Source organism: Sulfitobacter sp. GN1-4 (genome assembly GCF_055693825.1).
Window position 1 is genome coordinate 3784884 of sequence record NZ_JBVFUQ010000003.1, and the last position, 15806, is coordinate 3800689.

Annotated in this window: 19 protein-coding genes and 1 pseudogene; 7 read left to right on the plus strand and 13 right to left on the minus strand. The window is 60.4% G+C overall.

Annotated features, from left to right (window positions below; genetic code table 11):
* Positions 1-61: 61 nt before the first annotated feature.
* Positions 62-1321, plus strand: a complete 1260-nt coding sequence (locus tag ACZ1HM_RS19475; protein ID WP_472744258.1) for an AMP-binding protein — start codon at positions 62-64, stop codon at positions 1319-1321.
* Positions 1321-2418, plus strand: a complete 1098-nt coding sequence (locus tag ACZ1HM_RS19480; RefSeq protein ID WP_472744259.1) for a thiolase family protein — start codon at positions 1321-1323, stop codon at positions 2416-2418. The genes ACZ1HM_RS19475 and ACZ1HM_RS19480 overlap by 1 nt, the downstream gene beginning before the upstream one ends.
* Here the strand turns inward: ACZ1HM_RS19480 and ACZ1HM_RS19485 are convergent.
* The 3 genes from ACZ1HM_RS19485 to ACZ1HM_RS19495 form a co-directional block, all read right to left on the minus strand.
* Entirely contained in the window at positions 2404-2952 is a 549-nt protein-coding gene (locus ACZ1HM_RS19485) for a biotin transporter BioY (protein ID WP_472744260.1), read from the minus strand. The genes ACZ1HM_RS19480 and ACZ1HM_RS19485 overlap by 15 nt on opposite strands.
* 64 nt (positions 2953-3016) lie before the next feature.
* On the minus strand, positions 3017-3613 hold the full coding sequence (locus ACZ1HM_RS19490; protein WP_472744261.1) for an energy-coupling factor transporter transmembrane component T family protein: 597 nt from the start codon (positions 3611-3613) through the stop codon (positions 3017-3019).
* Positions 3588-4316, minus strand: a complete 729-nt coding sequence (locus ACZ1HM_RS19495) for an energy-coupling factor ABC transporter ATP-binding protein (RefSeq protein ID WP_472744262.1) — start codon at positions 4314-4316, stop codon at positions 3588-3590. The genes ACZ1HM_RS19490 and ACZ1HM_RS19495 overlap by 26 nt, the downstream gene beginning before the upstream one ends.
* 218 nt (positions 4317-4534) lie before the next feature.
* On the opposite strand from ACZ1HM_RS19495, the gene ACZ1HM_RS19500 reads away from it, so the two are divergent.
* The gene (locus tag ACZ1HM_RS19500; RefSeq protein ID WP_472744263.1) at positions 4535-4879 is read left to right on the plus strand and encodes a hypothetical protein; all 345 of its coding nucleotides are present in this window, start codon (positions 4535-4537) and stop codon (positions 4877-4879) included.
* On the opposite strand, the gene ACZ1HM_RS19505 is transcribed toward ACZ1HM_RS19500, so the two are convergent.
* Entirely contained in the window at positions 4876-5562 is a 687-nt protein-coding gene (locus tag ACZ1HM_RS19505; protein ID WP_472744264.1) for a COQ9 family protein, read from the minus strand. The two genes, ACZ1HM_RS19500 and ACZ1HM_RS19505, sit on opposite strands and share 4 nt — an antisense overlap.
* A 111-nt stretch (positions 5563-5673) precedes the next feature.
* On the opposite strand from ACZ1HM_RS19505, the gene rpsU reads away from it, so the two are divergent.
* A complete protein-coding gene (gene rpsU, locus ACZ1HM_RS19510; RefSeq protein WP_007118112.1) occupies positions 5674-5880 on the plus strand; it encodes a 30S ribosomal protein S21 in 207 nt (68 codons plus the stop codon).
* Between the two features lie 100 nt (positions 5881-5980).
* Here the strand turns inward: rpsU and ACZ1HM_RS19515 are convergent, their stop codons facing one another.
* From ACZ1HM_RS19515 to mscL, 3 genes are all read right to left on the minus strand, one after another.
* Entirely contained in the window at positions 5981-6709 is a 729-nt protein-coding gene (locus tag ACZ1HM_RS19515) for a hypothetical protein (protein WP_472744265.1), read from the minus strand.
* Between the two features lie 131 nt (positions 6710-6840).
* Positions 6841-7302, minus strand: a complete 462-nt coding sequence (locus tag ACZ1HM_RS19520; protein ID WP_472744266.1) for an Lrp/AsnC family transcriptional regulator — start codon at positions 7300-7302, stop codon at positions 6841-6843.
* A 164-nt stretch (positions 7303-7466) separates the two neighbouring features.
* Positions 7467-7898 carry a large conductance mechanosensitive channel protein MscL gene (gene mscL / locus ACZ1HM_RS19525; RefSeq protein ID WP_472744267.1) on the minus strand — a complete coding sequence of 144 codons (432 nt, stop codon included), beginning with the start codon at positions 7896-7898 and terminating at the stop codon, positions 7467-7469.
* A 150-nt stretch (positions 7899-8048) separates the two neighbouring features.
* On the opposite strand from mscL, the pseudogene ACZ1HM_RS19530 reads away from it, so the two are divergent.
* Positions 8049-8748 (plus strand): annotated as a pseudogene (locus tag ACZ1HM_RS19530) (glutathione S-transferase family protein).
* Here ACZ1HM_RS19530 and ACZ1HM_RS19535 read toward each other — a convergent pair.
* The 3 genes from ACZ1HM_RS19535 to ACZ1HM_RS19545 all read right to left on the minus strand — a co-directional run bounded on the left by ACZ1HM_RS19535 (position 8737) and on the right by ACZ1HM_RS19545 (position 10591).
* Positions 8737-9354: a dimethylsulfonioproprionate lyase family protein gene (locus ACZ1HM_RS19535; RefSeq protein ID WP_472744268.1), complete on the minus strand. Its 618-nt coding sequence runs from the start codon at positions 9352-9354 to the stop codon at positions 8737-8739. The pseudogene ACZ1HM_RS19530 and the gene ACZ1HM_RS19535 overlap by 12 nt on opposite strands.
* 108 nt (positions 9355-9462) lie before the next feature.
* A complete protein-coding gene (locus ACZ1HM_RS19540; RefSeq protein ID WP_472744269.1) occupies positions 9463-9903 on the minus strand; it encodes a YtoQ family protein in 441 nt (146 codons plus the stop codon).
* Between the two features lie 55 nt (positions 9904-9958).
* Positions 9959-10591 (minus strand): class I SAM-dependent methyltransferase, encoded by a 633-nt coding sequence (locus tag ACZ1HM_RS19545; RefSeq protein WP_472744270.1) that lies wholly within the window; start codon positions 10589-10591, stop codon positions 9959-9961.
* Between the two features lie 84 nt (positions 10592-10675).
* On the opposite strand from ACZ1HM_RS19545, the gene ACZ1HM_RS19550 reads away from it, so the two are divergent.
* Together ACZ1HM_RS19550 and ACZ1HM_RS19555 are read left to right on the plus strand one after the other, a co-directional pair.
* Entirely contained in the window at positions 10676-11422 is a 747-nt protein-coding gene (locus ACZ1HM_RS19550) for a LysR family transcriptional regulator (protein WP_472744271.1), read from the plus strand.
* The gene (locus tag ACZ1HM_RS19555; protein ID WP_472744272.1) at positions 11397-11558 is read left to right on the plus strand and encodes a hypothetical protein; all 162 of its coding nucleotides are present in this window, start codon (positions 11397-11399) and stop codon (positions 11556-11558) included. The genes ACZ1HM_RS19550 and ACZ1HM_RS19555 overlap by 26 nt, the downstream gene beginning before the upstream one ends.
* On the opposite strand, the gene pheT is transcribed toward ACZ1HM_RS19555, so the two are convergent.
* From pheT to ACZ1HM_RS19570, 3 genes are all read right to left on the minus strand, one after another.
* Complete coding sequence (gene pheT / locus ACZ1HM_RS19560; protein ID WP_472744273.1) at positions 11547-13946, minus strand: phenylalanine--tRNA ligase subunit beta; 2400 nt, start codon at positions 13944-13946, stop codon at positions 11547-11549. The genes ACZ1HM_RS19555 and pheT overlap by 12 nt on opposite strands.
* A gap of 182 nt (positions 13947-14128) precedes the next feature.
* Positions 14129-14899, minus strand: a complete 771-nt coding sequence (locus tag ACZ1HM_RS19565; protein ID WP_472744274.1) for a CE1 family esterase — start codon at positions 14897-14899, stop codon at positions 14129-14131.
* A 68-nt stretch (positions 14900-14967) separates the two neighbouring features.
* Positions 14968-15705, minus strand: coding sequence for a type 1 glutamine amidotransferase (locus ACZ1HM_RS19570; protein WP_472744275.1), 738 nt, complete (start codon positions 15703-15705; stop codon positions 14968-14970).
* Between the last annotated feature and the right edge of the window lie 101 nt (positions 15706-15806).

Here is a 15806-nt window from a genome sequence, read left to right on the forward strand (position 1 = left end):
ACCCTAATGGGCTTTCAGGCGCGGTGCACGTCGATAGTGGCACCCAAAGGGTGGCATTGCTATGAACGCCGCAGAAGGATGGGAAATGACAGCGCATAACGTAGAACGGTTCAGGTGGCACAACACGTCCCAGCTTTGCGTTGGGGACCAAAGCGTTGCGCGCGAAATGCCCGTGACGGCAGCCTCCCACCTAATCCCCGCAACCCCCGTTGCGCAGGCTGCCGCTTCGCTTGGCCAAGCGTTGCTGTCAGGCGCCGGGTTTTGCCTGCACGGTGCGCATCCGCCTGCCCTCAGCCCTCTGAAAGCGGGTGCCTTCGTGACGCTGACAGGCGGCACATCCGGCGCGCCTAAGGCCATTCTACGCCAGCAAAGCTCTTGGATCGCGAGCTTTCGGGAAAACGCCGCCCGCTTTACCCTCACCCCCAACGACAAGGCCGCTGTGTTGGGCGGGCTTGACCATTCGCTGTCTCTTTATGGTGTGGTTGAGGCGCTTTACCTCGGCCTTGATGCCCATGTCTTGTCAGGGCTAGGAGCGGAGCGTCAGCGCACCCTGATCCAGAACCAGGGCATTACCGTTCTCTATGTCACGCCCACGCATGTGCGGCTGTTGGCCGGGCGCAGCAAGGCCAGACTGCCGTCGGTACGGCTGATCCTTTGTGGCGGCGGCGCGCTTGATCCGCAAACCCGCGACAGGGCCCGGGACACTTTCCCAAACGCAGAGCTTGTGGTGTTTTACGGTGCCGCTGAAACCAGCTTTGTCACCTTGTCGGATCAAACAACGCCCGACGGTTCGGTGGGCCAGGCTTATCCTGGCGTGCACATTGAAATCAAAGACGCCAAGGGGCGCGCCACCTCAGATCCCGGTGAGATCTGGGTGAAAAGCCCCTATCTTTTTGACCGCTATGCAACCGGTGGCACGGCAGAGACAAAATGGCAGGACGGCATGCTGAGTGTCGGCGAGCTTGGGTACAAAGACGCGGGAGGCAATCTGTGGATCACCGGGCGCAAAGACCGCGCTGTCAACATCGCCGATACGCTTGTCTCCCCCGAACCAGTAGAACAGATCATCGCAGCGCTTGTGCCTGAGCGCGCCTCTGCCGTGCTGCCGCGACTGGACCCATTGCGTGGCAACCGGCTGCTGGCGATCATCGAGGGCGACGCGCAACCGGGTCTGTTGGAGCAGATCAAACGCGCTGTCGCAGCCGAGATCGGGCGCGCCGCGGCCCCGCAACACGCGCTCTTTCAGCCCGATTGGCCGCGTCTGGCATCGGGCAAAACAGATCTGGTCGCGCTGGCCAAATGGGTGGAGGATCAGAGCTGATGGCACAGATCGTTGCAGCATGTCGCACGCCGGTGGCCCCACGTGGTGGAGCTTTGGCCGCACTGGAGCCTCACGCGCTTGCCGCGCCGGTCATCCGCCACCTGTTGGCGCAGGCCCGCATGTCAGCTGACATGGTGGATGAGATCATTGTCAGCAACGCGTTGGGGATGGGCGGCAACCCTGCGCGTTCGGTCGCACTGGCCGCTGGGTTGCCGGGACGGGTCGCGGGGCTGAGCATTGACCGCCAATGCGCGGGCGGCATGGATGCGGTGCTGCTGGCCCGCCAGATGATCCTTTCTGGTGACGCTGAGGTGGTGATCGCGGGGGCGCTGAGAGCTATTCGCGGCGCCCCAAACGTTTGCGCACCTTCCGAGATGGTCGCGCACCAGAACCCTATGACCAGGCACCCTTTACCCCTTGGCCCGACCGTGACCCGGACATGGCTGAGGCCGCCGATAGGTTGGCGCAACAGCACAACATCAGCAAAGCCGCGCAAGACGCACTGGGCCGTCCAAAGCCACGCAAAGGCGTTGCAGTATCAGCCCACGGCGGCAGAACTCGTTCCCCTTGCGACACTCACCGCCGACAGTTTCGCGCGGCGTCTGACACCCGCACTTTGCCAACGGGCCAAGCCCATCACCGGCACGATCACCGCCGCAAACGCCGCCGTGGCCGCCGATGCTGCGGCCTTTTGCCTGGTGGTCTCAGCGCGTTGGGCGAAAAAGCAGGGGCTGACCGGGCCAAACATCCTTGGCGGGGCCACATTGGGCGGAGATCCCACCTGCCCCGGCCTGGCCCCGGTTGCAGCCATAAAACGGGTGCTTGGGGCTGCGGCCCTGTCCCCGCAAGACCTGCACGCCGCCGAGATCATGGAGGCCTATGCCGTGCAGGCCATCGCCTGTGTTGAGGAGGCGCAGATATCGCCCGACATCGTCAACCGCAGCGGGGGTGCCTTGGCACGCGGCCACCCTATCGGCACATCGGGTGCCATCAACCTGGTGCGATTGGTGCATGAACTGCGCGCCACGCCCGGCACCGGCCTGGCGGCCATCGCCGCCGCCGGGGGGATCGGCACGGCTGTCTTATTGCGCGCGTGACAGCACGCTGGCAGGGCGCGCCTTGGCCAAGGCGGCTGTGACCACGCCTGCCAGAACCGCTTTGACCAGATCGCCAGGGATGAACACCCACAAAACACCCAGTGTTTCACCCAAAGTCCGGTCCAGAACCGTCATGAAACCAATGGTCCCGCAAATATAAAGAACGACAATCCCGCCCAGCACAGCGGCAACGCCAGCCGCCCAGGCCACGGGCAACGCCTGCAGACGCGATGTCAGCCATCCGGTGACAAAAGCCGCGATCGGAAAGCCAATGACAAAACCCGCCGTAGGAGAGGCAAAGACGCCCAAACCGCCACGCCCGCCCGCCAGCAATGGCAGCCCCAAAGCCACCAGCGCCACGAACAATAGCACCGCAAGACCGCCGCGCTTGGCCCCCAGGACCGTCCCGGCCAACATCACGCCCAGGCTTTGCGCCGTGATCGGGACACCAGGCACCAGGGTCAGCGCGGGCAGAAAACCCAGTGCTGCTATCAAAGCTGCGAAAATAGCGATCAACGCGACCGAACGTTCCATGGGCTTTCCTCTGAATGCGTCGCGGGTTGGCTAGTCCAAGGGGGGCAGGGCTTCAACCGCAAAATCAGATGCCGCCGCGTGCCTTTAGGGCCTCCGCCACCCGCTCAGCGTCATCAAGCGCTGTGACCGCAAAGGGCACAACGATCCGCCAGCCGGGCCGTTTCGCCGACCGCGCGCGCCAGGCCGTAGTCAGCGCCTGGCCCTTGATGACCAGTACCGGCGTGAAGCGCAGCACCAGCGCCATGGCGACAGGCACAACATCCACGCGCAGACCAAGCCAGCGCAGCGGCGTCAGTAGCATCTGCACCACCTGCATCATATCGCTGAGCCGGGTCGTCATGGTGACCAGATTGGCCAAAGCAACCGCCGTCAGCATCCGCATGACAATCGCCAAACCGGTGCCAATGTCGCCCAGCACAAGATGCCAGATCACAATCAACACAACAAAGGGCCAAAGCCCCCAAAGCTTGTGCAGACCTGAGACCATGAACACGCGTCCCGGCCAGGCATAAAGCGCAAGCGTGCCCAGCAAACAGATCAGCAGCGCCCAAGGCGACTGCAGCGCAAAAAGCCCCACCGTTGACGCCGCCAAAAGCGCCAGTTTAAGCCCCGCAGGCCAGCGATGCGCCCGTGTCTCAACCGGTGAGGTCAGAGAGATCATCGCCTTCTCCTATCTGCTGCATCCGGGCTTCAAAGGCCTCCAAAACCGATGCGGTGGCCCCGTCCTGCAAGATCCGTCCCTGATCGAGCCAGATCACCTGATCATACCCCGCCAAGGCGGCCGGATCATGGGTGATCTGAACCAGCGTCACATCCAGCCCCGCCAGAATGCGGGCCAACTGGCGCGCGGTTGGCAGATCCAGACCGGCAAAGGGCTCATCCAGCAGGATCACCTTTGGGGCCATCGCCAAAATCGACATCAGACACACCAACTGCCGTTGCCCTTGGGACAGCTGGTGAATGGCCGCCTTGGCCCAATGGGCCTTGCCCATCTGCGCCAGAATGCCTTGCGTGCCCGCCGCAGCCTCAGATTTCGACTGGCCCAGCTGTGTCAGTCCAAAGGCGATCTCTTCCTCAACGGTGGGGAAAATAATCTGGTGATCCGGGTTCTGAAACAGAATGCCCACAGCCCCCAAAGCCGCTTTGCGGTCCCGCGCCACATCAACACCATTGATACGAACCTGACCGTGATCCGGGGCCAGCAGACCGGCCATGATCCGCGCCAAGGTGGTCTTGCCCGACCCGTTGCGCCCGACAATGCCAATGCGCTTGGCATCAGTCTGCAAAGACACGTCGCTCAGGACCGGCTTGCCATCAGGCCTGTAGGAAACAGCGTTCAGCTCAATGAGGGCAGTGTGGGGCATAAAACCATCGGACTTGCGCGCGCCGGTGCTAACAGGTCGCGCCCGTCAGGGAAAGCAGACTTGAAATAGGCGCTCAGCCCCGGTCGAAGATCCGCAGACGGGCGAGAGAGCGCATAAATCACCCCAGATGCACCGCCCCCGCCACCTGGCGAAAACTGTGACGTCTTGCCCGGGGTTCTATGGTTCAGCTCCTGCCATTTCTGCTGTAGCTTCCCCCCATGCTTTACGCCCTGTCATTCATCGCAAATGTCGCCATCACTTTCGCCGTCAGCGCAGGGATCTGGCGCAACCACCCCGGCATGACCGAAGTTTACGGCAGCGACACGCCCGCCCGGCGCATTCTGGCATGCGTCTATCTCAGCATCGGGCTCATCAGCCTTTATGCGCTTTTGCAAATGATGATGGGCCGCGAGGACATCGCCTTAGGGATCGCGGCAACCCTCTTTCCGCTGCAGATCCTTTATAAACTGCTGACGGCCTTTGCCATCAGGGCCTTGCACCCCGTGGTAATCGCAAACCTATGTGTCAGCGTGCTTTTGGCGCTGACACTGCTGGTGGGTTAATCACGCGGCGCGGTCCAAGAGCCGGGAAAGGCGCCTTTGTCAAACTGTGACGGCGCTTTGATCTGGCTCAGCACCCAGTTCGGACCCGCCAAAAGCGCGCTCAGCGTTGGGCTTTTCTGAACGCTCGATTTCAGCTTTTCGATCTGCATCACGTTATCAATGCGCCGGTCCAGAAACTCCCACGTGGCGGTGTGACCTTCGCTGTTGTCACCCAGCCAAAAAATAACTGTTGAGGAATAAACGCCCCCCAAAGTCGCCCGCTTGGTGTACCAATTATAATCCGCTGAATTATCCCCCAACACGGTCCAAATCGCATCACAGGTGCCCCAAATCAGCTTGGCCCCGTCAGGCGCATAGGGCGGCAGCGCAAAAAGCGTCGTGCCCCGGCGCACGGCCTCCTTGTCGTCAATAACCTCAAGCCGCAGCTGCACCGCCTTCGCGATCCGGTCCCGGAACCGCAGGTCGGCCAGGTCCGTTTCGGCAAGGGCGGCCAGCATCAGCTGATCCCCGCGCACATGATAGGCCACTGCCAAATCCACAGCGCCGCGCGGGCATGTGGCGCGGGCCACCACCGGGTCTATTCCGCTGTCTGTCACGGCCATTTTGAACGTGGCAGGGGACCAGCCATCAAACGGGACATGGGGCAAAGCTGCATCAAGCAGACGCTCTTTTGGTTCTGACATCACAGGCTCCTTTGGTGTGGGCTGAGAGACTCGACAAGTCCTATACATATTGTTATAGCGCGGTCTCCTGCAAATCCTTGCAACTCTATCTAGAAAGGTGGTGACAACCACATGCAGGTTAGTGTTCGTGACAACAATGTCGATCAGGCGCTTCGTGCCCTGAAGAAGAAGCTGCAGCGCGAAGGCGTTTTCCGCGAAATGAAGCTCAAGCAACATTTCGAGAAGCCGTCCGAGAAAAAAGCGCGCGAGAAAGCTGAAGCGATCCGCCGTGCCCGCAAGCTGGCACGCAAAAAAGCACAGCGCGAAGGCATGATGTAAATCATCCGAGCGTCAGCTTAAGAATAGAGACCCCCGTCAGGTTCGCCCTGCGGGGGTTTTCTTTTGTCCAAGGGTGCTTTTGCCTCAGGGTTAGATCTGATCAGAGCAGGTCAATCTGATCCCGAGCAGAGGCCATGTCATCCGCCAGGCGGTTGGTGGATCCGATATGCCAATCCAAACCGCTTTGTCCTTGGGTTGCTGCCTCTTGCAGATTGCGGGCCGCCGCGCGGGCATCGCGCTCGCTCATCATCAAGGCTTGCGCCAGATCGGCGCGCTCAGCCCGGATCACGTTCACCTCGCGATCATGGGCGGCTTGGGTGATTTCGCCTTTGGCCAGCGCCATGCTCAGCGCATTCAACCGCACGTCCTGTGCGCCCAGCACTGTCGGCAGATCTGCATAAATGCTGTCCAGCTTGTCATTCGCGCTGCGCAGGTTCCGCACAACGGCACTGGGCGATACCAACTCAACCCGCCGCTGCACCTTTTGCTTGCCAACAACATGCCCCACAGCCGCACCACCGGCCCCGCCCAACGCGGCACCTGCAACGCAGTTCTTGGCATTACTGGCAGAAAGCACAGTTAAACCACAGCCAATCGCCGCTCCAATCAACGCCCCATTGATCGTGGAGGACCGCACCAGCCTGTCAGAGGATTCCGTCAAGGCCTGCGCCTGTGCCTCAAGTGCGGCATCCAGCCCCGTTTCAACCGGTGCCCCCAACATCGAATGCCGAATAGAAGACACCTCCTGTGCGCCTTGCGGGGCAACGCTGCATCCAGACAGGACAAGCGCGCTGAGGACGGGCAAAATGTTTATGGCTTTGATTTTCATGATCCACCTTCTGGCCGAAAACTTTCAACAATTCGGTGGCTAGGGGGGATTGTGTCCAATCTTGGGCAAATCAGCGCTTAACTGCGCTAAAAACGTGGAAATTCAACAGGTAAGATAACCTACAGGTGAATTCACCCGACCGGCAGCGCTGTGGTCTTGAAAACCGTGCGCAACGCAAAGCTTGATTGCATGCCCTGCACGCCCGGCAGCCGCGCCAGATACTGGCGGTGGATGCGCGCAAAATCTTCGGTGTTTTCGGCCACCACCTTCAGCAAGTAATCCGCGGACCCCGCCATCAGATGACACTCAAGCACATCAGGAATGCGCGCCACGGACTTTTCAAAGGCATCAAGGATATCGTCCGCCTGCCCCCTGAGCGTGATTTCAACAAATACGGTGGTCGGCACGCCCAGCTTTCTGGCATCCAGCAGGGCGACGTAATCGCGGATATAGCCCTCTTTCTCCATCCGTTGGACCCGGCGATGACACGCCGAGGGGGACAGGTGGACATCTTCGGACAGCTCCGCATTTGACATGCGCCCGTTGCGTTGCAGGGCGCGCAGAATACGTCGGTCGATGTCATCCAGGCTCATGATGCAAAAATCTCGCGTGTGGGCTGTAACTCTCGCAAAACTATCCCGTGCAGTCGGCCAGTTTCAAGACAACAGCGGCCCCTGCCCGCCAAAATGCACGAACCCACCCCAAAAAACGAAAAAGCCCGCCAGAACGGCGGGCTTTCTTACACAATGTCGCTTGCTTAGGATTTCTGCAGCGCTTTCAGAATGTCTGCCAGCAGCTCTTCCTGGGTTGGGCCCTTGGGCTCTTCTGGAGCTGCCTCTTCTTCCTTCTCGGCCGCGTCTTTGACACGGTTGACCATCTTCACAAGCATGAACACCACAAAAGCGATGATCAGGAAGTTGATGATCGCCATGATGAACGCACCATAGGCAAAGATTGAGGCACCCGCCTCACGCGCGGCTTCAAGCGAGGCACCTTCCGGCACTTCGCCACCCAACACCGCATAGTTGTTGGTGAAATCAACGCCACCAGACACCAGGCCGATGATCGGGTTGATCAGATCACCCACCAATGAGGTTACGATGGCCGTAAAGGCTGCACCGATGATGATACCAACGGCCATGTCCATGACATTTCCTTTGGCGATGAAATCTTTGAACTCTTGAATCATAATTTGTCCCTTTGATCGCAATGACCGACTTCTGTTCGCATTTGTCCGTTCGGTCACGCACATGTGTTAACACATCCTTGCACAGCGACGAGGGTGTTAATGAGGGGAAAATTGCCTATCTGATGTCAAAAGCACACTCAGGAGCATCACATGGCTGACCTTTCCGCATTTCCCATTACCCAACGGTGGACCCCGCAGAACCCTGACATCATTCAGCTGTTCTCATATCCCACACCAAACGGCGTCAAAGTATCCATCGCGCTTGAGGAAATGGGGCTGGCCTATGAACCGCATCTGGTCACGCTTTCAGACGCGGATGTAAAAAGCCCAGAGTTCCTGTCGCTCAACCCCAACAACAAAATCCCTGCCATCATCGACCCGAATGGGCCTGATGGGGCACCGATCGGCATCTTCGAATCTGGGGCTATTCTGCTCTATCTGGCAGAAAAATCCGGCAAGTTGATCGGCAACACCGCATCTGACAAAGCAAAGGTCACCCAATGGCTGATGTTCCAGATGGGCGGCACTGGGTCCGATGTTGGGGCAGCTTGGCTTCTTCTCCAAATTCGCAGGCTCTGAGTGGGAGGATAAACGTCCTCAGCAACGCTACATTGATGAGGCAAAGCGCCTGTTGAACGTCCTCAATGGCGAACTGGATGGCCAAGACTGGATCGCGGGCGAGTTCTCGATCGCGGACATTGCAATCGTCCCGTGGCTGGGCGCGCTTGAGTTCTACGGCACAAAAGAGATCGTGGGCTGGGAAGACCACAAAAACCTCGTGGCCTATCACGCGCGTTTCATGGAGCGCCCAGCCGTTCAAAAGGGCCGCACCATCCCCTCACCAAGCTGAGCCGCCAGAGGCGGTCAGCACCGGGGGTGTTTCAAACCCGTTGCGCCAAACGACATAGGCCATCACCGGATGCCGAAACGTCTCCATGGCGTGGGGTTGATTGCTGGCGTGTTGGCTGGTCATGCCTGCGCGCAGCACCTCATCCGGCTGGCCCTGACGCCGAAAAACAGCCTCACCCGCCAGGGTGAGGTACATCTCTTCTCCGGGATGATGATGCCAGGGATAATCAAGCCCCGCGGGCATATAAACAACCCAGGCCGCCATCTGCGCACTGCGAAACGCACCACCTGCCCCGATCAGACAATAACAGGCAAAGCGGTTGAGAAAATCGTCACCAATATCGGTGCCCTTGTAGGTTTCTCGCCACATCGCAAAAGGCCCGCACCGCGTGAACGCGTCCCGCAACGCGCCATAGCTGTCAGAAAACAGGCCTTGCTCTTGTGCCAACAGATCCGCAGCGGGGATGTGGAACGGCGTGACCTCTTGGGCCTGCAAATCCGATGGAAACGGGCAGAACGCCGACAGCGCGTCATGTGCAACATGCGCCGCGCGCGCCCTGTCCAAAAGCGTATCCCATGCCGCGCGTGATGACTGCGCATGTGCCATTGGCGATCCTCCTCAACCGCTGCAATGTCACAAATCCTGTGACATCCCGGTCAGTAAAGATCGCCAATCTGCGTCACCAAGGGGGCCGGTTTCAGCCCATGTCGCCCCTTAGGGCAAAGCACCCGTTAGGACATACCGCAGGATTTGCACAACCTGCCCCGGCTCAGACGCCACGGCCAAAGCGGCCGCATCCACCTCTTTCAAGGCGTGCGCATGGTCAGGGCCATGCAGAATGATCAGCGACTTTCCAAGTGCCGCGGCATACCCGGCATCAAAGGCCGCGTTCCACTGTTTGTACTGCTCACCAAAGCGCACCACGACCACATCCGCCTCCGCAATCCCCTTGCGGGTGCGGATCGCATTCATCTGCGCCCCTTTGCGGTCATGCCAGAACTTGTCATCCTCGGCCCCCAGGATCGCCACGCCACAATCATCGCTGGCCCCATGGTCGGTAACCGGGCTGGAGAATGCCACATCCAGCCCCGCTGCGCCTTCGATGATCTGCTCGCGCCAATCGGTGTGAATCTCGCCAGATAGATAGACTTTCACTGCGCTGATCTCCTTTTTGCACTGCCGCGCAACATAGGGCGAAACCCAATCCCGTCTACGGCTTGCGGGCCACGATGTACCGGCTCATCGCCGGGTTGCTGCCGGTTTCAATGATCCGAAAGCCCGCCCAGGTCATGGCCGATTCCAGTTCATTGAAACTCAGGTAACGGACAAAGGGGGCCTTACCCACCGCCTGCAAGACCGGAATGACCGCGCGAAACGCAAAGCGTTTCAACCCGATGGAAGGCTCACCTAAACAAGGTGTCTTGCTGATCAGCAAACTGCCGGGGGCCAACTGACGTGATAAGGTCTCCAAAACCTTTTCCAGGTTCTCCGTCAGGTGCAAAAGGTTGAAGGCGGTCACAACCTGATAGGCCGATGCCGTCTCAGCGGCTTGCAGCGCGCTCATGACGCGAAAATCCGCATTCCGCACGCCCTGTGCTGTTGCTTTCTCCGTGGCGATACGGGTCATCTCGGATGAGATGTCCGTGCCGGTGATCTGCGCCACCTCGCCGGCCAACCGTAACGCTGTTGAACCTGAGCCGCTGCCGATCTCCAAAACATGATCATTGGCGGTTAGATAGCTGCGGGTGCGCCCCAGAGTGTATTCATACGCATCTTGGTCACGGATCGGTTGGGCCGCATATTTCACGGCCACCTTATCCCAGAATTGTCCTGTCTGTGTCATTGCGATCTCCTTTCGCCACCCATCTACATCCGCATGGATCACGGGTGAATTGACGAAATTCGTAGGCTATATATACATTTTCGCATGGATCATGATCAACCAGACTGGAACCTGCTGCGCGCCTTTCAGGCCACCGCCCAAGAAGGTTCGCTCTCTGCCGCCGCACGCAAACTGGGTCTGACACAGCCCACGCTCAGCCGTCAAATTGCGGCCCTTGAGGACAGGCTGGCGCTGATGCTCTTTGAACGCAACGGGCGATACACGGAATTGACCGAGGCCGGGAAAGAACTGCTGCCCCATGTCGATGACATGCAATCCGCCGCCGCGCGCCTGTCGCTCACGGCGAGCGGCCAACGCTCCGGCCTTGCTGGCCTGGTGCGGATCACCGCCAGCGAAGTCTCTTCGGCCTATGTCTTGCCGCCCATTCTGCACCGGCTTCGCCTGCGCGCGCCCCAGATCGTGGCCGAGATTGTCGCCGGGGACGACATCCGCAATCTCATGACGCGAGAAGCCGATATCGCCCTGCGCCACATCCGCCCCGAACAGCCCAATCTGGTCGCGCGGCTGGTGGTGGAACGCACGGGCTATTTCTATGCCACACGCGACTACCTTGATAAACGCGGCAGGCCGGAAACGCTGACCGATTTAACCCAGCATGACTGGATCGGCATGGGCGACATTCCCCGCATGCTTAGCTACCTCAGCGCTATGGACATCAATCTGTCCGAAGATCACTTTCGCGCGCGCTCTGACAGCGGTCTGGTGGCTTGGGAAATGTGCAAAGGCGGCACTGGGCATCGCCCCAATGGACGCCGCCATCGCCGAGCCTGACCCGAAGCTTGAACGTGTCTTGCCCCAAAAGCTTGTGGTGACCTTCCCGATCTGGCTTGTCACCCACAGAGAGGTGCACACCAGCCCAAGGATCAGGCTGGCCTACGATCTGTTGGCCGAAGCCTTAACCGCGTAGCACGCCACCGGTCGCCTTGGTCACTTTCTCAATCACCTTGGCCCCAACCGCTTCGATGTCGGCGTCTTTCAGCGTGGCCTCAACCGGCTGCAACCGCACCGTGATCGCAAGAGATTTCTTGCCCTCGCCCAAGCTGCCGCCAATGAATTCATCAAAAACGCGCACCTCTTGGATAAGCGCCTTGTCAGCACCCATCGCGGCATTCACCAGTGTCAGCGCCTCAACGCCTGCATCCACCACAAAGGCAAAGTCACGTTCGACCGCCTGCAAATCACTGATCGACAACGCAGGGCGGGTGGCCCCGGATTTGCGCGGCATCGGGATCTCAGCAGGGTAGATCGTAAAGGCCATCGCAGGGCCTTTCACATCCATGGCCGCCAGGATTTTCGGATGCACCTCACCAAAAATGCCAAGCGTCTTTTTCGGCCCCAGACAAATCCGCCCATGCCGCCCTGGATGCCAGGACGCATCCGCATCACGCAAAATCTGCACCTTAGCAGGTGCGCCCATCGCCGCCAGAACCGCCTCGGCGTCCGCCTTGACGTCATAGACATCCACAGGCCGCGACGCGCCATGCACATCCTTAGGGCCCGTGCGCCCGATCAACAGACCGGTCACCAACATGTGCTGCTCCTCGGGCTCGCCACCGCTGAAGGCAGGCCCAACCTCAAACAGCGCCATATCTGCAAAACCCCGCGCCTGATTGCGCGCCGCTGCGGCCAGCAATCCTGGCAACAAGGCAGGCCGCATATGGCTCATGTCACTGCTGATCGGGTTCTCCAGCATCGTCGCATCATCCCCACCGCCAAAAAGCGCCGCAGAGGCTTGATCAATGAAACTGTAGGTCACGCATTCGTTGTACCCCAACGCCGCTGCAGCACGCCGCGCGGCCCCTTCCCGGCGCTGCATCGGCGACAGGATCGGCCGCGGCACACCATCAGACAAGCGCGGCAACGGCTTGCCTTCCAGCTGGGTCAGCGACGCGATCCGCGCCACTTCCTCCACCAGATCGGCCTCGCCTTGGACATCAGGCCGCCAGGACGGCACGCTGGCCATGTCCCCGTCCAGCACAAAGCCCAGCGCTGTCAACGTCTCGCGCTGCGTCTCAGCGGGGATGCGCATCCCAACAAGCGATTGCACCCGGTCCGTGTCCAGCTTGTAGGCGCGGCTGGTGTCCGGAATGGCACCCGCCACCACAACATCCGATGCCTCGCCGCCCGCATGCTCCAGGATCATACGCGTGGCATGTTCAATCCCATGGGGCGTCCAGGCCGGATCAATCCCTCGCTCGAACCGATAGCGCGCATCAGAATTGATCTTCAGCGCGCGCCCGGTATAGGCCGTGCGCACCGGATCAAAATAGGCCGCCTCCAAGAACACATTCACGGTCTCTTCGGTACAGCCCGACGCCGCACCGCCCATCACACCGGCAATGCTTTCTACGCCATTGGCATCCGAAATCACCGTCATGCCCGCGTCAAAGGTGTATTCCTTGTCATCCAGCGCCACCAGCGTCTCACCGCCAACCGCGCGGTGCACCCGCAAGGTGCCACCAGCAACCTTATCCGCGTCGAACACATGCAGCGGGCGGTTGCGGTCGTAGGTGAAGAAATTCGTCACATCCACAAGAAAGGAAATCGGCCGCAACCCGATCGCCCGCAGCGCATCTTGCAACCAAACAGGCGACGGCCCGTTTTTCACACCACGGATCATCCGGCCATAAAACACCGGGCACTGATCGCGTGTGTCGTCATCAATCTTCACCGTGATCGGACAAGGAAACTGGCCCGGCACCGCATCGGTCTCCCGCGCTTTCAGCTTGCCCAAGCCCCGCGCCGCCAAATCACGCGCAATCCCGCGCACGCCCAGGGCGTCCGGGCGGTTCGGCGTGATCGCAATCTCAATCACCGGATCCACTTTGGCGGGATCATGCGCGGCCAACCATTCCACAAAGGACTGCCCCACCTCGCCCGACGGCAGCTCAATAATGCCGTCATGCTCCTCAGACAGCTCCATCTCGCGCTCCGAGGCCATCATGCCAAAGCTCTCAATCCCGCGGATCTTGCCCACCCCAATGGTGGTATCAATCCCCGGCACATAGACACCCGGCTTGGCCACCACCACAGTGATGCCCGCGCGCGCGTTTGGCGCACCGCAAATGATCTGTTTCACGCCCTCATCGGTATCCACCTGACACACCCGCAGACGATCCGCGTCGGGGTGTTTCTCAGCCGATTTGACAAAGCCGATGGTAAAATCGCGCAACTTCGCGCCGCGGTCCTCAACCCCTTCGACCTCAAGACCAAGGTCAGTCAGCGTCTCACAGATCTCATCAACAGAAGCCTCTGTCTCCAGATGGTCTTTCAACCAGGAAAGCGTGAATTTCATCGGATCGTCCTCGCACGTCGTATCGCCGTGTCGGTATCGCCAAACGCACCGGGTTTCAATGAGCCACCGCCCCTGCGCTTCATCTTTCCACTATAACTCAACACCCACGCCGCCACCCCAGACCGCGGTCTCAGGATCTGGGCGGCACCCCGCGCGCTACGGATACTGCGCCGGACGTCCCATCAACTGATCCAACTGCCAGCCAATCCAGCCATGCGGGATGAAATGCCCCCCACATGCAGATCCAACGTCACACGCCCGCCGTCACAGTCCCAAACCCGCCGGTCCAGCTTGAGCCAGGACACCGCCTGCCAGATCCCCTCACGCCGCATGTCCCCACAGCCATAGATGTCGCGCCACAGCGCCACCGGATAGGTTTCATCGCCATCCGGCCCAAAGGGAAACCGCATCACCGTGTCGTCAAACCCGTACACCTGCCGCACCTCCCCCGGGGCCTCCGCACAATCCTGATCCTGCGGCAGCGTGCCTGAAATCGCCAAAAGTGCTGCCACATCCGCGCCGCTCTCACAGGCATAACGCCAGGCCATCGCCGCCCCATAGGAATAGCCCGAAACATAAATACGCGCCGGATCAATCGGCAGCCGCTTGGCCACATCCGCCAGCACCGCATCGGCAAAGGGCACGTCCCGTCCGCCGGGCTGCCAGAAATCCCAGGTGCGCCCCAGGCCGTTGGGCGCAATCAGCAAAACGCCGCGCCGCTTGGTGTGGCCCGATATGCGCTGGTGATTGACAATCAGATCCCCCTGTCGCCCCCACCCATGAAAATGCAGCAAGACCGGCATAGCGCTCTTACCATCCCAATCATCGGGCAGTTTGATGTGATAGGATCTGTCCCCCTGGGTGCAAGCGGTGCCCTCCTGGCACCCTTTCCACGGCCCCATGGCCGACAGGACGATGAGCGCGCAAGCGAAGAGGAAAAACCGGATCAACATGGCGCAGACATGATCGATTGCATGCCGCCTGTCACCTCACAAAGACGCCAGCCAGTTGCGCAGCTCCGTCATCCGCACCTCAGGCCATAAATCCTCAGCCCGGATGCCCAACCGCGCCGCCGCGTCGGGGTCTTGCGGGGCGGCTGCGATATCGCCCGCCTCTTCGGGGCCAAACCGCTCCCACCGCAGCAGCTCAGGTCCGAAATGCACCGGGTCATACTCTGGATGATACTGCACCCCCAAAACCGGATGCCCTGATGTTCATAGGCAAAGGCCTGCACCTCAGAATGGCCGTTGCTGGCCAAAAGAACGGCGCCCTCCGGCAGTTGGCTCACCTCATCGCGGTGCACACAGGGCACTGCAAAGCCATCGGTGCGCCCGGCCAGAAAGGGATGCGCGCGGCCCGCTTGCGTCAGGTGAACATCCCGCGCCAATCCATCCTCGCGCCCTTTGGGCGAGGCCTCAGACCGTCCGCCCAGAACGCTTGCTGCAAGTTGCATGCCGTTGCACGACCCTAATGTGGGCAGCCCTGCGTCAAACACCTTGCGCATGACGTCCGCCAAAGGGGCGGCGCGGGCGTCATGGGTGTTCCAGCTCACCCCTGATCCGGTGAAAACCACCCCGTCAAACCCCGCAAGGTCCGGCACAACGTCCCCCTCATAAGGCGCAATCACCGTGCTGCGCACCTCCGCATCACAGGCCCCCAGAGCTGCGGCATAGTTCTGCCCTGTCGTCATCCCGCGGGCGGCAACAAGATTGGCGTTCAATTCAGCCGAATCTGAATCGACGATAAGAATATGTGGCATGGGCCGGGTCCCCCCAATGGTTTTGCACTGTCACAGCCTCAGGATTAAGCGCAATTAATCAAGCCCCGGATGCGCCAGAAAACGCACCCTAAACGGCGTAA

What these genes read in the sequence shown, in the direction of transcription:
- ACZ1HM_RS19475 (WP_472744258.1), top strand. Translation starts at nt 62, where the DNA reads ATGAACGCCGCAGAAGGATGGGAAATGACAGCGCATAACGTAGAACGG.
- ACZ1HM_RS19480 (WP_472744259.1), top strand. Translation starts at nt 1,321, where the DNA reads ATGGCACAGATCGTTGCAGCATGTCGCACGCCGGTGGCCCCACGTGGT.
- ACZ1HM_RS19485 (WP_472744260.1), bottom strand. Translation starts at nt 2,952, where the DNA reads ATGGAACGTTCGGTCGCGTTGATCGCTATTTTCGCAGCTTTGATAGCA.
- ACZ1HM_RS19490 (WP_472744261.1), bottom strand. Translation starts at nt 3,613, where the DNA reads ATGATCTCTCTGACCTCACCGGTTGAGACACGGGCGCATCGCTGGCCT.
- ACZ1HM_RS19495 (WP_472744262.1), bottom strand. Translation starts at nt 4,316, where the DNA reads ATGCCCCACACTGCCCTCATTGAGCTGAACGCTGTTTCCTACAGGCCT.
- ACZ1HM_RS19500 (WP_472744263.1), top strand. Translation starts at nt 4,535, where the DNA reads ATGCTTTACGCCCTGTCATTCATCGCAAATGTCGCCATCACTTTCGCC.
- ACZ1HM_RS19505 (WP_472744264.1), bottom strand. Translation starts at nt 5,562, where the DNA reads ATGTCAGAACCAAAAGAGCGTCTGCTTGATGCAGCTTTGCCCCATGTC.
- rpsU (WP_007118112.1), top strand. Translation starts at nt 5,674, where the DNA reads ATGCAGGTTAGTGTTCGTGACAACAATGTCGATCAGGCGCTTCGTGCC.
- ACZ1HM_RS19515 (WP_472744265.1), bottom strand. Translation starts at nt 6,709, where the DNA reads ATGAAAATCAAAGCCATAAACATTTTGCCCGTCCTCAGCGCGCTTGTC.
- ACZ1HM_RS19520 (WP_472744266.1), bottom strand. Translation starts at nt 7,302, where the DNA reads ATGAGCCTGGATGACATCGACCGACGTATTCTGCGCGCCCTGCAACGC.
- mscL (WP_472744267.1), bottom strand. Translation starts at nt 7,898, where the DNA reads ATGATTCAAGAGTTCAAAGATTTCATCGCCAAAGGAAATGTCATGGAC.
- ACZ1HM_RS19535 (WP_472744268.1), bottom strand. Translation starts at nt 9,354, where the DNA reads ATGGCACATGCGCAGTCATCACGCGCGGCATGGGATACGCTTTTGGAC.
- ACZ1HM_RS19545 (WP_472744270.1), bottom strand. Translation starts at nt 10,591, where the DNA reads ATGACACAGACAGGACAATTCTGGGATAAGGTGGCCGTGAAATATGCG.
- ACZ1HM_RS19550 (WP_472744271.1), top strand. Translation starts at nt 10,676, where the DNA reads ATGGATCATGATCAACCAGACTGGAACCTGCTGCGCGCCTTTCAGGCC.
- ACZ1HM_RS19555 (WP_472744272.1), top strand. Translation starts at nt 11,397, where the DNA reads ATGGACGCCGCCATCGCCGAGCCTGACCCGAAGCTTGAACGTGTCTTG.
- pheT (WP_472744273.1), bottom strand. Translation starts at nt 13,946, where the DNA reads ATGAAATTCACGCTTTCCTGGTTGAAAGACCATCTGGAGACAGAGGCT.
- ACZ1HM_RS19565 (WP_472744274.1), bottom strand. Translation starts at nt 14,899, where the DNA reads ATGTTGATCCGGTTTTTCCTCTTCGCTTGCGCGCTCATCGTCCTGTCG.
- ACZ1HM_RS19570 (WP_472744275.1), bottom strand. Translation starts at nt 15,705, where the DNA reads ATGCCACATATTCTTATCGTCGATTCAGATTCGGCTGAATTGAACGCC.